The following is a 15200-nucleotide window of genomic DNA, read 5'->3' as shown; positions in this document are numbered from 1 at the left end:
GAACAATAATTGCGAGCGCTTGAAATCATTGATATTTTCCGTAACAATTATTTGAGCATTACCTACGATCGCTAATTCAATTAGTTTGCACTCTTATGGAATTAAAATCAAAACTACTAGATACTCAAAGAGGATTATATCTCTACGCTACGACTCCTCCACGCCAGGGTTCATCATCAGAAAAACTCCACACGATCGCCGAAAAATTAACGGCAAGATTATCTAACCTGAATCCAGACGCGATTAACGTTTACGATATCCAGGATGAGGTAGGCAGGACTCAAATATCAAGACCTTTTTCTTTTGTGCCGGTTGTAGATTCGCGAGAATACGCTCAAATCCTCAACAAGTTGTCAGGCAAAGAAATTATCAATTATAAGTGTGTTGTTCATCATCCGAAAGTAGATTTTTCAGCCTGGCTCGACCAATCTTGGCAGCAGTTTGGTCTGCGCTATTTTACTTTTGTTGGTGGTTCTACATCCAAAATGACTTATCCAGGCCCAACCGTAACCCAAGCTGCTCAAATGACTGTTAGACACCAGGACGATTTGATTTTTGGTGGCGTAACTCTTGCCGAACGTCATTTTGACAAGGGGGGCGAACATCTTAAATTAATTGAAAAATCCCGTTGGGGAATGATTTTTTTTACTTCTCAAGTAATTTATCAGCCTGAGGCAACTATCAAGCTGCTTCAAGATTATGATCGACAATGTCAGGAACTCAATGTATCTCCTGTGCGAATTATTTTGACCTTTGCTCCTTGCGGGCATCTGAAGACTTTACAGTTTTTAAAGTGGTTGGGAGTAAATTTTCCTTCAGAAACAGAACGAAAAATTTTCTCGGCTCAGTCGCCAATTCAGCAATCTGTTGAAGTTTGTTGCTCGACTTTAAGGCAAATTTTAGAGTCGATTAAGCCTTCAATGATTCCTTTGGGGATTAATGTTGAAAGCGTTTCTATTAAGCAAGATGAGATTGATGCTTCAGTTGAGCTTTTCGGGAAACTCAAAGAAATTTTAGCTACTTATTATCGGTGAAAAAAGCGATCGCGATCGGCAATAATATCGTCTTCGTGAAAGTGCGATCGCGTAGCCCTAAAGGATTAGCCCTAAAGGATTCGCTTCGCATCTCGCCTGGAGGCGCGTCCGTGGGCGGAGCCCAATCGCACTTTCACTCTCTACCAAGTTATCAAACATAACTTACACTTTATTACTACTCGAATCAGCAACCCTAAAATTACTAATCTCAGGCAATAGCTTTTAATGTATCTACATTTTGAAACATTGCCAGTTCCAGATTACTGCCAATATTTTCTAGCTTCATGTCGGGATACATTCGTAAAATTGTGTTGGTTAAAACTTTACCAGGACCAATTTCAATTACTCTGTCTAAGTTTTTTTGAGCTAAGCGATCGACAATTTCGCGCCATCGAACTCGACTAGTCATCTGTTTCATCAGACGCTCTTTCAAGATTGTTGCTTCAATAGCCGCTAGAGGTTCAACGTTAGACTTTACTGGAAATTTAGCTGGTTGAAAAGTTACCCCCTGCAAAATCTGGTTAAATTCTTGCGATACTTCTGTCATCAATGGCGAATGAAAAGCCCCACTAACCTTAAGTGGTACGATACGTCTAACTTTTACCTTGTCTAATACTGCATTGACTCCTTCTGTAGTACCAGAAATTACTATCTGACCGTTATGATTGTCGTTAGCGATAACTACGTTTGATGCTTGCGAAATTTTTTCCTCAAGGCGATCGCGATTGAATCCGATTAAAGCTACCATAATACCGTGAGGCGCACTTGTCATCAGTTCTGCTCTACGCTTAACTAATTGTAAGCCTGTTTCAAAACTAAAAACTTCCGCTGCATATAAAGCTGCATATTCTCCTAAACTATGACCTGCAACCAAAGAAGGCGTAAATCCTGCATCCTTGATTAAGTCTGCCAAAATAGTTGAGACAACATATAAGCAGGGTTGTGTATAAAGTGTTTGAGATAATTTTGATTCTTGATTGAGGCAAATTTCGCAAGCATCCCAGCCTAGAATAGCTTGAGCTTGTTTTAGTCTTACCTTGGCAAAAGCAAGATCGAGCAAATCTGCGCCCATTCCTAAACTTTGAGAGCCTTGTCCGGGAAATACCCACGCTGTTTTCATAATTAAATTTTTTAGTCGTGTAAAGTGGACTTTCTAAAAAAGTGTCGCCTACAAACGTTGTTAGCTGCTGGTCATTTCGTTTTATCTGCCGAACTAACACCACCCCGTCATCATAATTTACGGCCATTAATGGCGATCGCCGATCGGCTAGAAGCTTACATGGACGTGCTCCAAATCAACGATAATGCCCTAGCCCAAGCGCGATTATCCAATTTAGTTGCGGCTCAGTTTGTCTGGCACGCAGGTATAGAACCAGTCGTGCAAATGACTCTTAGGCATCGTAACCGTATTGCCCTGCAAAGCGATCTTTTAGGTTTAGCTGCTTTGGGAATTCGCAATCTGATAGTAGTTGGTGGTTATCCTTGTTCTAGGGGTAGTGACCCACAGGCTAAAGATGCTCAGGACATGAGTACCATTGAGGCGATCGCAGCTATTAATAATTTAACCGAGCGTGGCTGTATGTTTAACGGTGAAAAGATCATGTTAACCCCTGATTTTTTTATGGGAACTGTGGCATTTACTGAAGTAAAATCTGAAGATCTTGAGGCTAGCTTAGATCATCTTGAAGCCAAAATAAATTGTGGCGCCAAGTTCGTTCAGCTACAGGCGACATTCGATCTTAAGTCATTGCAGCAGTGTACCAATCGAGGTACAGAAGAAATTAGCTACGTAGAGACGGGAGAGAATTTCTACAACGCAGGTATGTTTAATTATTCCGCTGCTTTGTTAGCACGCAAGTATAACTTCCCAGGTCATTGCACCTCTCTCTCTACTGGCTGTACTGCGGGGTTAGATGCTCTGGGGTTAAGCTTTGAATTAATCCAGTCTGGAGAAATGTCGGTAATGATGTCGGGCGCAACTGAAGCCCCTTTGACTAGCCTGACCTACGCTACCTTGGATGTAATTGGCTCTCTGTCCGTAGCCGATTGTGAACCTGCCAAATCCTCTCGTCCTTTTGATGCCAAGCGGGGTGGCTTTGTAATTGGTGAGGCTGCTGCGGTTTTGGTATTAGAAGAATTGGATCATGCCCTAGCTAGAGGAGCGCATATTTATGCCGAGGTAGTTAGCTACTCTAGCGTCAGTAATGCTTTCCATATGACCGATTTACCCGATCATGGTATTCCGATGGCAGCTGTGGTTAGGAAAGTTATGGAGTCGGGTAAAGTTGCCCCAGAAGAACTAGATTACATCAACGCTCACGGTAGTTCTACACCACAAAATGACGTTTTTGAAACCAATGCTTATAAAACAGTGTTGGGCGCTCAGGCGTATCAAGTGCCAATTATACTAAATCCGATTTGCAAAAAATACTAAAGTCAAAGAAATTTAAACCAATGATAGTTAGTTAAACTACAAATTTCATCTCTCATTTGTGTCAAAACACAACAGCGTTCAACCAATACATCTTCAATTTCATTAATAGTTTCAAAATGTTGATTAACTAATGGCTCATCTACCAATGACCATAATCTTTCGGCAGGTTGTCCTAAAGGATACCGCTTCGCGACGCGCAGCTAGTCCTTTAGGGCATATAGCTCTGGAGAGTATGGTGGTAAAAATTCAACTTTTATTCCTTCTGGTCTTATCGCTTTTTTGCTTCGATGCCACCCTGCATTATCTTCGATTAATAAAATCTTTTTTTTGGGCGAAATTCCAGCATCTTTGGCAAAGTTTTGATAGACAACGTTAAGCCAATTTGTATTAACTCTTGGAATTAAATACCATAAAGTTTCTCCTGTTTTTGGTTTGACAAATCCATATACATACAGCCACTCATAACGATGTTGAACCGTCGCTATTGGTCTTTTTCCTCTAAGCGACCAAACTTTTTTTAGGATCGGTTTTAAACCGACTCTATGCTCATCAAAAAACCATACATCTATCTTGGCTTCTGGATATTTTTCCTCTAACTTTTTAACTTTTGACCCTAGGTTGGCTTTGAATATTTCTTGCTCCAATTTATCCGCTTTTTTATGTGTTGGTCTTGGACTCTGCCAAGAGTAACCGAACTTTTTTAGGTAGTCCCATCCTCTTTGATTCCAAACCTTGTTTCTCCCCGTTTCTGTTTCAATCCAGCGAGCCACTTTTGCTCCTGTCCAAATTCCACCATCTGGCGATTTTTGTTCGATTTGTTCTCTCAATTTCTGCAATTGTTGAGCAGATAGCAATTTTTTCTTTCCTCTAGAATGATTGCTAGTTTTATTCTTTTGGTTTTTGACTCCTGCTATACCAAAATTGTTGTATCTCTTAATAATACTTTTGGCATAAGGGTAGCTTAATCCTACTGCTAATGCACTATTTTTGACTGTCCATCCTAATGAAAGTTTCCATAATAAATGCCACCTCCTTGATTCGACTGCATCTGAGCTTTTTCTATATTTTTCTTTCAGTTCAGAAGAAGTAAGGTGTTGGGCTAAATAAGCTCTTTTTGGCATTGATAACTATTCTATTCTTCTCATTTATTATAAGTATTTTTTGCAAATCGGATTTAGTATTAGAAGCAATATCAGCCGAAACCGAGCGCCCAAAATATGTCGCTACTCCGCCAACTGTAGCAGCAGAGGATAATCAAGAGTATGAATCTAGAGTCAGCGATTTAGTCTCGGCAATTCAACGAGGCGATCTACATAAGGCAATTATTTCTCGTTCTGTAGAGGTCAAAGGCGATCTTGATGTCTTAGGTACTTATACTTTGGGAGCTGCTAGCAACAATGCGGCTCGTTCTTACTGTTTCAAATTGGGTGATGTGCGTTCGGTTGGTTTTAGTCCCGAAATTTTGATGGAGGTAAATGCTAGCGGGTTTGTAATTACCAATCCCTTAGCAGGAACTAGACACCGCGAAGCCGATCCAGCTAAAGACGCGCTGCTGCACGAGGAACTATTTACTGATGCTAAAGAAGTTAAAGAACACGCTCTTTCGGTTTGGCTAGCACAGGAAGAAGTATCTCGGGTTTGTCAGCCGGAAACCGTGCAGGTATTTGACTTTATGGAAGTAAAAAAATATCGCACTGTGCAACACTTGTCCTCGCGAGTTGGCGGACAACTTAAAACCGATAAATCTTTGTGGGACGCTCTTAAAGTTCTCTTTCCTGGAATTACCGTATCGGGAATTAATAAAAAACTAGCCCTAGAATGGATCGATCGCCTTGAAGATAAACCTAGAGGTCTTTACGCGGGTGGTATTGGTTGGGTAGACAGCGACGGAACAGCCGATTTAGCGATCGCGATTCGTTCGGCTTATCAATATGGTGACAGTGTTTACCTCAACGCAGGTGCGGGTATAGTCGGCGAATCTGTTCCCGAAAAAGAATACGTCGAATCGGTTAATAAAATGAACACCATGCTATCCAATATCGTGATGGAGTCTGGAAATTAAAGTCTTAGAGGCAAGGCATTGCCTTGCCTCTAGCTGATTTATCTTTTAAAGTTATGCCATCAATTAAAGTTGCTGATTTCAACGTCAATTATCAAGCTCCTCGAGGAATACCTAAATCCGATCGCGAACCTATAATGTTGCTGGTACACGGTGCAGGGGGGAGTAGCCGTCATTGGCTGCCCATGCTATCTCAGTTTAATGCTGATATCTTCCCTGTAGCGGTGGATTTACCAGGACACGGAGAGACATCTGGAACAGTTCTTCATGACTTTGAGGCGGTTGCTGAATTTCTCGACAGTTTTTTAACCTCACTAAATATCGACAGGCAAATTTACTACGTTGGTCATTCTTTAGGCGGGTTAATTGGACTACAGTTTGCTCTAAATTATCCCCAGAGAGTAAAACAGCTAGTAGTAATGGCAACCTCAGCCAAAATTCGGCTTCATCCCGACTTTCTCACCTCGGCTTTGAGTGGTGAATGGGATTTAGCAACTTTGCGTCAAAGCTTTGCGCCTAAAGTACCAGAACCGACCAAAAATATAGTCTTAAATGAATTTAAGCATACTCGTTTAGATTCAGCTGCGGATGATTTTATGGGGGTTAGTCAAGTCGATCTCGGTGATGAGGTTGCATCTTTGCAGATTCCCACTCTGATTATCACTGGTTCTGATGACGTAATTATTTCCCCCCGTAAAGCAATGCTGTTGCTCAAGCAAATACCCGATGCTCGTCTGATTAATATTCCTGGTGCTGGTCACTATCTACAGGTAGAAGAACCTGGCAAAGTAGCTAAAGAGATTGAAGAATTTTTGTTAAGTGTGCCTGTTTGAAGTCAGTCAGGGGTAAGGCACTGCCTTGCCCTGTACAAATCAAGAGCTTCTGTCCCCACGCACTAATATACCCTGCGCCGATTATGAAACCCCAATTAAATTTTACTGGCAATGACCATCGATCGCGACGCAGCTACGCTGTTATTGGAACTGGTGCAATCGGCGGTTTTTACGGAGCTTGCTTGCAAAAAGCAGGTTTTGACGTACATTTTCTCTTCAATCGTGATTATCAGTACGTTAGCCAACATGGGCTGGTTATTGAGTCTCCCGATGGAGATTTTACTCTACCTTCGGTTCAGGCATATCGTGATGCAAATCAGATGCCTCAGTGTGATGTCGTTATTGTCGCGTTGAAGACCACTAATAATTATCTTTTGCCTCAAATTCTGCCCCAGGTTCTCAAAGAGGATGGTGTAGTGCTAGTACTACAAAATGGCTGGGGTATGGAGGAAGAGATCGCTCAAATAGTGGGTAGCGATCGCCTGATGGGAGGTGTTTGTTTTACCTTCAACTACAAGTTGGGTGCGGGTCATATTCGCCATCTCGACTATGGTTTGATCACTTTAGCCGAATATGCCCCTGACTATACTGCTACGGGAGTGACGACCAGATTGTGTCAGATTGCAGCCGACTTTAGCGGTGCTAATGTGATGATTCAACTACATGAGGATTTATTTTTAGCGCGTTGGCAAAAGTTGATCTGTAATATTCCTTTTAACGGGCTTTCGGTAATCTTAAATTCAGCTATCGAAGAACTAATTGAGAATGCAGATGTTCTGATCTCGATCGAACAGTTAATGGCAGAAATAGTCACAGCCGCTGCGGCATACGATCGCCAAATTCCCGAACTCTATATTCAGAAGCGGCTCAAACAAACCGCCACCATGAAGCATTACCAAACCAGTATGAAAGTGGATTTCGACCAAGGGCGATCGCTCGAAGTAGAGGCGATTTTTGGCAATCCTTTGCGTAAAGCTTGGCAAGCTGGCGTACAAATGCCCCAGGTATCGATGCTTTATCGACAGCTAAAGTTTTTTGATGCCCAAAATCGTCTCGCCGAAACAGCTTCACTATCTTAGTCAGCAATTAAGCCGTTGGTAATTTAATCTATAAAGCCGAAAGTAAGACTGTTCGTAGCTAATAGCTATTAGCTATTGGCTTTTGATGAACCTTTCTTCATACCTAAATTTACTAATAGCGCAATCAGTAAGCAGTAACAGACGAAAATAAACCGTTTAAAGTCACGCTATTAATACCTTTAGACTTCTTAAAACTTTACTCCATACAGGGTAGGGCGAATGCCCAGAGCGTCGTTTGACGCCGACTTAGAAACCTGTGCTTTTTGGGACTTGGGAATTTTGACTCTTAATTTTAGAAATCCGCGTAGCGAGATTAGCAACCATCCAAAACAGTTTTTCAAGATAAATTAGGAGATAGGAAAAAAGTTTGTTCAATCATAAATTACCTGAGTCTAAATCTACGTCAATTACGAATTTAGAGCAACTACCTTTAATAAAAGTAGAACCTAAATCTGCACCAATTCCCCCGCAGGTTAAAGTATTTCGTGTTTTGCGTTTGGTAATGGCATTCAGTGCAGTAATTACCGTCGGATTAATTGCCACTAAACAATACTCGCAAGTACGTAGTCGTCAGGCGTTTATTAATGCGGAAATTGTCTCGGTTCGCAATCCTATTGCTGGTAATTTACAGCTAAAAAATCTTCAACCAGGTCAATTAATTACTTCAGGAGAAAACATTGGCGCGATCAAAAATTTACGAGAGGGGGCGGAACTAGAGGTAACCAAACAAGGTTTGATTTCACAGATCGAACAGGCAAAACAAACTTTAGTTAGTCTTGATGCCCAAATTGCTAATCGCCGCCAATTAATTGCTCAGGTAGAAGCAGAAGCCAACAATCAACAGAGCTTGGGAGTAGATTATGAGATGCAACAGTTAGAAATTGTGCAAAATCAGCTCAATCACAGCTTGTTTGTCGCTCAAACTGCCCAAAAAGACCAAGATCGTCTACTGGCTTTAGCCGATCAAGGTGTAATTGCTCAAGATAAAGTAGAAAGATCGCAGTTGAACTATAATCGCGCTCAAAATATGGTGAAGAGTGCGCGATCGCAACTGAAACAGGCTCAACAGAAGATAGAAGCAGCCAAAGCTGGACTACAGCTAGAAGGTTCTAAAACTCTTAGCTATTCGGAAATTCGTCAACGAGAATTACAGACGGAAATTAGCGATCTGCAACAGCAAAAAGCCGAGGTAGCAGTGCGTCAACAAACTACTGAAGCTGAATTGGCTAAAATTAATCGCCAGCTGTCACTCAATCAACGGGCTGTAATTACCAGTCCGACTAACGGAACTATTTGGTCGGTAGAATCTAAGACTGGAGAATATACCGATCCTAGCACCCCGATCTTAGAACTCTTAAACTGCCAAAATCGCTGGGTAGAAGCCTTCTTCTCAGAGCAAAATACTGACAAACTTTATTCTGGTAGACCTGTAAGTGTACGTTTATTAGGTACAGAGAATAATCAGTTTATTAGCGGCACGATTGAATCGGTTCGGGCAGGTTCGGGACGAGTGGAAACAGGAAAAGATATCGCCGTTCCTCCTCCTAATAATGTCCGTCGCCAGGTAGCAGTGCGAGTCAAGCTAAATGAGTTACCCGAGGTTGATTCAGTACAGTTTTGCGATGTGGGACGTAGCGCTGAAGTAGTTTTTGAACGAGGTTCTATTTAAATGGAGGAAGATTGGTGGCAAATAATTTTAAGCATAATTTTAAGCTAGATTGGTTCAAGCGTGTCGAACAGGGACTTCTGACGTTAGCAATAGTCGGGGGATGCTTTCTTTTCATTCAAAAGCTAGAAATATTAGGAACGCTGACGGAAGTATTGAACTTTTGGCAATGGGGTCAGTTTACTTTTGGCAGCGTTGCAACTTCGACTAATACTCTCATTTTGCCTAGTTTAATTGGTGTTGCCAGCACCTTGGCAATTATTCAGCTATATCCGATTGCTCCCCCAAGATGGCTGCGATTAGCCGTGATCTCGATTTTACTTCTATTGTTAGGACGCTATTTTTTTTGGCGACTTTTTGCCACACTCAATCTAACTGACCCCATCAACGGTACTTTAAGCGTTTCTCTCTTAGTTGTAGAGGCTTTGGGCTGGATTTTAAGTCTTTCTTCGCTGATTTTGGCCGTCTTAGAACGCGATCGCACTATCGAAGCTGACCGAATGTCTCAGGCTGTGTTGCAGGGTGAATATCTTCCCTGGGTAGATGTCTATGTATCTACTTATAATGAGTCGGTAACAATGTTGCGACGCACCATAATTGGCTGTCAGGGAATGGACTATCCTCACAAGCGTATTTATTTGCTCGATGACTGTCGTCGTTGGCAAATGAAAAATCTGGCTGAAGAACTAGGCTGTAATTATCTGACTCGTCCTGATAACCGTCATGCTAAAGCAGGTAATATCAATCATGCCCTACTGCATACTCATGGCGAATTAATTGTCATCTTTGACTGTGATTTTATTCCCACCCGCAATTTTTTAACTCGTACCGTGGGCTTTTTTCAGCAGCCAGAAACGGCATTACTACAGACCCACAAAGCCTATTATAATAGCGATCCAATTCGGCATAATTTGGGTTTACAAAGCGTCATTACCAACGACGAAGATATCTTTTTTGGCTCGATTTTATCTGGTCGCGATCGCGCTAATTCGGTGATTTGCTGTGGCTCTTCTTTTGTGGTGCGTCGTCGGGTTCTCGATCGCATTGGCGGTATTCCTACGGAAACCCTGACTGAAGATTTCGTAACTTCTCTCAAGATTCAGGCTTTAGGCGATCGCGTTATTTATCTTAATGAAGCTCTTTCGGCGGGGTTAGCTGCGGAAAATATTGGTGGCTATATCGATCAGCGTTTACGTTGGGGACAGGGAACAATTCAAACTTTATTCTGTCGGGCGAATCCCTTTAGCTTAGCTGGTTTAAATCTTGTGCAACGTTTTATTCACGGTTTAGGAATCCTCTACTGGTTTCAGTCTGGGGCTTATGTGGCATTTTTAAGTTTGCCCCTGGCTTTTTTCTGGTTGGGAATTGAACCAATCAGGGCTAGCTTAAGTGAGATGCTGTTTTTTTTCTTGCCTTATTACCTTACTTTTGTCGTAGTTTTTTCCTGGTTAACTGGCGGTAGGCGATCGAGAATGAGCCAGACAGATTGTCGATACTTTAGTTGCTGCTCAAAAGCGCGATCGCTACTTTCAAGATGGACGGATTCGTAATGCTTACAAAGGCGGTAGAATCGATCCAAAATCAAATCATTTTTTACTTCCTGGCGAATTTGACGAGGCGACTAATAGTTGGCAAGAAAGCGAGTTTCACGTCAGCACCCATACGGGTAATGTTGCCTGGGCAATGCTGGCACTGTTGGGATATTACGAAAGCTATGGTCAAGAAGAATATTTGGCAGCGGCGATTTCCTGGGGCGAATGGATCGAAGACAACTGCCGCGATGAGCGAGGTGCTGGAGGATATTTAGGTGGCTTTACTGGCTGGGAAGAACGAGCAAAACGACTGGACTATAAATCTAGCGAACATAATCTCGATCTGTATGCAGCTTTTGCCAGACTTTATTCGATCACGAAAAATCCAGTTTGGCAACAACGAGCTAACTATGCTAAACAGTTTGTTTTTGCCATGTGGGATCGAGATGCAGGTAAATTTTGGACGGGAACAGAAGACGATGGTGCGACTATTTACCAAGAAGTAATTCCCCTAGATGCTCAAGCCTGGACACCTTTGGCTCTTAAGCAAGCTGGCAAACCATACTGGCGATGTCTTGAATATGCCGAACAACACCACCAATTAGCAGCAGGTTTTGATTTCAATCAAGATCGAGATGGCGTTTGGTATGAGGGTACGGCACAGATGGCATTAGCATATCAAGAAACAAATCAACCTCAAAAAGCTCAGGCAGTATTAGCCATGCTTCAAGCAGGAAAAGAGGCATCTGGAGGAATGCCCACCAGCGATCGCAGCACCTTGACAACGGGTTTTATCCAGCCTGACGGTAATCCTTGGCTCTACTTCCGTAGTCTGCACGTTGGCGCAACCGCCTGGGCAGTATTAGCCGAACAAGGAGTTAATCCTTTTTGGCTTGGTAGTGAGTAACAAGGTTCAAAGTCTCAAGGAAACAAATAAACAACTAATAAGCGATCGTTTATCTGCGTTTATCTGTGGACTAATAACCAACAACTAATATTCATTATCAAATAACAATGACTAACAACAAACTACTAGAATTAGCCCGCGACAAAGAATATCAGCAAATCATCGACAATCTGTCGCATTACCCGTTAACCACGGTTACCGAAGTAGCAGATTTTCTCAGAGAGGAAGATGTTTACAATGTAGCCATGTCTTTGTATCGCTACTTACTCAGACAGCAAGAAACCTCTGACTATTATTATGGCATCGGTCAGTGTTACGGCAAGATTTATAACTATAACCTTGCTCTGTGGCATTTAGAAAAAGCTTTCAATCTTAGACCAAACCGTTCAGGAGCAAATTACTACGCCTATATTCTCGAAAGAAATTTCCAGATGGAGCGAGCCAAAATTTGGTATCAAAAGGCATTAAAAGAGGGATACGATCGCGATCTCTGGACTCTTTCTCATTACGCCTATTTTCTGGAAAAAACCCAGCAAAGTATATTAGCCCAAAGCTATTACGAACAAGTTTTGCATCTCAATCCTGCTTATACCTGGGCGATCAAACGCTATGCAATGTTTTTGTTAAATGAAGGGCGATCGCAGCAATCTTTAAGACTGATGCAGAAGGCACTCCAAGACTTTGCTAAAAGTCCGTTTGTCAAACTTAACTATCTAGAATATTTAATTATTTGCCTCATGGATCGTGAATACGAGTCGTATTTGGCTGAGCTTGACTACGATAATGCTCCTTTTCCTTTTCAACTTCTGGTAGATTTATTTAACTATTTTTGGCGATATTTGCTCAGAGGTAAGTCCAATCAGCAAAAAATTCAAGCTTTTGAGCAAAAAGCTAGTCAACTTCAAGATAGTATTCATCGAGATTTTGACGATCTCAATGAAATTTTAATTAGTAATAATGGTGACATAGATGAGTGGCAGCGATTAATCGCATTGTTGCTGCTGTAGGGACGGATTACAATTTGCCCCTAAGATCGATTAACCAACTGGATAAAACTTTTGAAGCTAATACAGATTGAGAAAAAACTCCCAATTCTACGCGCTTTTCGCTATCGGAATTATCGTCTTTACTTTATGGGACAAGGAATTTCGCAAATTGGTAACTGGAGTACCCTGCTGGCTACCAGTTGGCTAGTTTATCAATTAACCGACTCCGCTTTTTTATTGGGTGTAGTTGGATTTGCTAGTCGCATTCCCTCCTTGTTTCTTTCGCCGATCGCTGGAGTTATTGCCGATCGCGGTTCACGGCATCGTATTATTATTGTCACGCAAATTTTATCGATGGTGCAGTCATTGCTGCTGGCCATATTGGCTTTTAGCAATATAATTAATGTTTGGCAGATTATTGTCTTAGGACTGTTCCAGGGTACAGTTAACGCTTTGTATATGCCGACGCTTCAGGCTTTTGTCAACGAAATAATCGAGCAGCCAGAAGACTTGGGCAATGCGATCGCCCTCAACTCTTCTTTGGTTAGTAGTGCTAGACTAATTGGTCCTGCGGTAGCTGGTTTTTTGGTAGCTAGCGCTGGTGCGGGAATTTGCTTTCTGCTGGATGGACTTAGTTATTTGGCAGTAATCGCTGGTTTTTTGGCGATGAAAGTTCCTCCCACGAAGATTGCCGTTAGTACGACCTCAACCATCCACAAGCTGAAAGAAGGATTTGACTATGCTTTTGATAATTCGGCAATTCGTTCGATGCTGTTATTGCTATCTTTGCTAGGATTTGTCGGCTTACCCTACGTAACTTTAACGCCCATTTTTGCCGCCGATATTCTCCAAGGCGGTGCGGAAACTTTAGGCTTATTGATGGGGGCTTCTGCCTTAGGAGCTTTAATTGCTAGCGTCTATCTCAGTTCGCGATCGCATATTTTTGGTTTAGAAAGAGCGATCGCGATCGCTCCTGTCTTACTCGGAATTGGCTTGATTGTTTTCTCTTTCTCGAAGGTTCTATTATTTTCTCTGCCTGTTATGGTACTAATCGGCTTCAGCGTAATTTTACAGCTAGCTTCAACCAATACAGTCTTGCAAACTATAGCTGATAGTGACAAACTAGGCAGATTGATGAGTTTAGTTACGATGGCGGTTATGGGTGTAGTTCCCTTTGGTAATTTATTCTCAGGTTGGTTAGCTAGTCAGGTTGGAGTAACTAATACCTTTATTTTTAATGGACTAGTTTGTATTGGGGGCGCGCTAATTTTTATTCGCCAACTTAAAAGTATTCAACGGGTATTGCTTGAATAGTTGTTAGCTTTTAGCTCTTAGCTCTTAAGAATGTAATAGTAAAACTGAATATGGATTTAAAGTAAATGACTTGAGATTTGTTTTTGCTGCGGCATCAGATGTTTTTACTCCCTCAGCATCTAAGGAATGTATTGTCGTTTTTCCAACTTCAAAAGAGCCGTGTTTTTCGGTAAGATTTATCTGGGCAGATTCGGCTGATTTGTTGATTAGTAAAAGGGAACGTTCGCCATGTTTTTGCTCAATTGGCAAAGCTTCAATAGAATTGCGCTCGCTCTGGTTTTCCATCACCTTTCCTGTTAAAAATTGATTTGCCCAGGCGAATACTGTTGCGGCTGGACGAAGGTTATTTTGGGAATCGATCATGCCGTAAATACCATCTTTTAAATGCCAAGAAGCCGCCATATCTATTTCTGCTTCAGCAAGGTGTTTTAAAACCGAAGCAAACCAAACTGCACCAACGTGGTTATTTTGCCTAGTTTCACCTGAATCCCAAGCGTAATTGATATTATATTCACTAAGAAATAAAGGAATTTGGCGTTCGGGAATATGTTTGGCGACTATTGAGCGAAATTTACGGGTTTGTTTGCCATATTTAGGCGTAAAAGACATAATCTTGTCTGTAGAATCTTCGACATCCCCGCTAGCATAGCGATGCCAAGAAATAAAATCTACGTTTTGGCTACAGCGATCGAGAAAATGATTTAGTGTTTGAGAATCATCCCAGGTTAAAATTGGGCCTCCTACTTTGATTTTCGGGTCTATCTGTTTCATTCTGGTTGCAACCTGGTTGTATATTGTCCATAATTCGTCTAGTTTTCCTGCATCTTGATATGGTTTATCTAGTTCGTTAAATGGCTCCCAGTAAATAATTTGCCGAGCTTGAGTTTTATTGAGGGTTCTGACTAACTCGCCACAGAAATTAGCGTAGTTATCGTATTCCGTGGAGGCGAGTAAACCACTACTGTCTTTCATCCAGCTTGGCCAGTGAGGAATTGTCTGGACTATTTCTGGTTGATAAGCATAGGAAGCATCATAACAGGCTTTTATTTTGGCTTCATCCCAACTTTGAGTAGCAGAATCGCTCCATTTTTCACTAAGTTTGGCATGATGGATGCGAATCAGCGGAATATTGAGTTTGTCCAGCAAGCTTTGATATTGTGGATCTGTTGCATGACTAAGATACATAATTTCATAGTCGTTAGAGCCAAAAACTAAAGGCGTTGTCTGAGATATTGCTGTTGACCAGTCAACGCTAAGATTAACAGGAGTATTTGTAGCCTGTGAAGACAACAAATTTGCCCGCTGGGTATTAGCTGCTAATGTACTTAGTGCCACACCTGCTGTTGTTAAGTACAA

Annotated in this window: 13 protein-coding genes; 10 read left to right on the top strand and 3 right to left on the bottom strand. The window is 41.8% G+C overall.

What is annotated here, in order from left to right; all coding sequences use genetic code 11:
* Window positions 1-95: 95 nt before the first annotated feature.
* Window positions 96-1034, top strand: a complete 939-nt coding sequence (locus V6C71_03830) for a hypothetical protein (protein ID HEY9767622.1) — start codon at window positions 96-98, stop codon at window positions 1032-1034.
* Between the two features lie 208 nt (window positions 1035-1242).
* Here V6C71_03830 and fabD read toward each other — a convergent pair whose 3' ends face one another.
* Entirely contained in the window at window positions 1243-2154 is a 912-nt protein-coding gene (gene fabD, locus V6C71_03825; GenBank protein ID HEY9767621.1) for an ACP S-malonyltransferase, read from the bottom strand.
* A 24-nt stretch (window positions 2155-2178) separates the two neighbouring features.
* Here fabD and V6C71_03820 point away from each other — a divergent pair, with 24 nt between their 5' ends.
* Window positions 2179-3468 carry a beta-ketoacyl synthase N-terminal-like domain-containing protein gene (locus V6C71_03820; protein HEY9767620.1) on the top strand — a complete coding sequence of 430 codons (1290 nt, stop codon included), beginning with the start codon at window positions 2179-2181 and terminating at the stop codon, window positions 3466-3468.
* Window positions 3469-3668: 200 nt separating this feature from the next.
* Here V6C71_03820 and V6C71_03815 read toward each other — a convergent pair whose 3' ends face one another.
* Window positions 3669-4589, bottom strand: a complete 921-nt coding sequence (locus V6C71_03815; protein ID HEY9767619.1) for an IS630 family transposase — start codon at window positions 4587-4589, stop codon at window positions 3669-3671.
* On the opposite strand from V6C71_03815, the gene V6C71_03810 reads away from it, so the two are divergent.
* From V6C71_03810 to V6C71_03775, 8 genes are all read left to right on the top strand, one after another.
* On the top strand, window positions 4589-5530 hold the full coding sequence (locus tag V6C71_03810) for a chorismate-binding protein (protein HEY9767618.1): 942 nt from the start codon (window positions 4589-4591) through the stop codon (window positions 5528-5530). The genes V6C71_03815 and V6C71_03810 overlap by 1 nt on opposite strands.
* 53 nt (window positions 5531-5583) lie before the next feature.
* Entirely contained in the window at window positions 5584-6360 is a 777-nt protein-coding gene (locus V6C71_03805) for an alpha/beta hydrolase (GenBank protein HEY9767617.1), read from the top strand.
* Window positions 6361-6443: 83 nt separating this feature from the next.
* Entirely contained in the window at window positions 6444-7439 is a 996-nt protein-coding gene (locus V6C71_03800; GenBank protein ID HEY9767616.1) for a putative 2-dehydropantoate 2-reductase, read from the top strand.
* Window positions 7440-7806: 367 nt separating this feature from the next.
* Window positions 7807-9108, top strand: coding sequence for an HlyD family efflux transporter periplasmic adaptor subunit (locus V6C71_03795; GenBank protein HEY9767615.1), 1302 nt, complete (start codon window positions 7807-7809; stop codon window positions 9106-9108).
* A gap of 14 nt (window positions 9109-9122) precedes the next feature.
* Window positions 9123-10655: a glycosyltransferase gene (locus tag V6C71_03790; GenBank protein HEY9767614.1), complete on the top strand. Its 1533-nt coding sequence runs from the start codon at window positions 9123-9125 to the stop codon at window positions 10653-10655.
* 133 nt (window positions 10656-10788) lie between these two features.
* Complete coding sequence (locus V6C71_03785; GenBank protein HEY9767613.1) at window positions 10789-11544, top strand: hypothetical protein; 756 nt, start codon at window positions 10789-10791, stop codon at window positions 11542-11544.
* Between the two features lie 107 nt (window positions 11545-11651).
* Window positions 11652-12551: a hypothetical protein gene (locus V6C71_03780; protein HEY9767612.1), complete on the top strand. Its 900-nt coding sequence runs from the start codon at window positions 11652-11654 to the stop codon at window positions 12549-12551.
* A gap of 51 nt (window positions 12552-12602) precedes the next feature.
* Window positions 12603-13844, top strand: a complete 1242-nt coding sequence (locus tag V6C71_03775; GenBank protein ID HEY9767611.1) for an MFS transporter — start codon at window positions 12603-12605, stop codon at window positions 13842-13844.
* Window positions 13845-13868: 24 nt separating this feature from the next.
* On the opposite strand, the gene V6C71_03770 is transcribed toward V6C71_03775, so the two are convergent.
* A complete protein-coding gene (locus tag V6C71_03770; GenBank protein ID HEY9767610.1) occupies window positions 13869-15200 on the bottom strand; it encodes an alpha-L-arabinofuranosidase in 1332 nt (443 codons plus the stop codon).

It is taken from the genome of Coleofasciculaceae cyanobacterium (genome assembly GCA_036703275.1).
Classification (GTDB): Bacteria; Cyanobacteriota; Cyanobacteriia; order Cyanobacteriales; family Xenococcaceae; genus Waterburya.
Note: the sequence above shows the minus strand (reverse complement) of the source record. Positions and strands in the feature narration are given on the sequence as shown.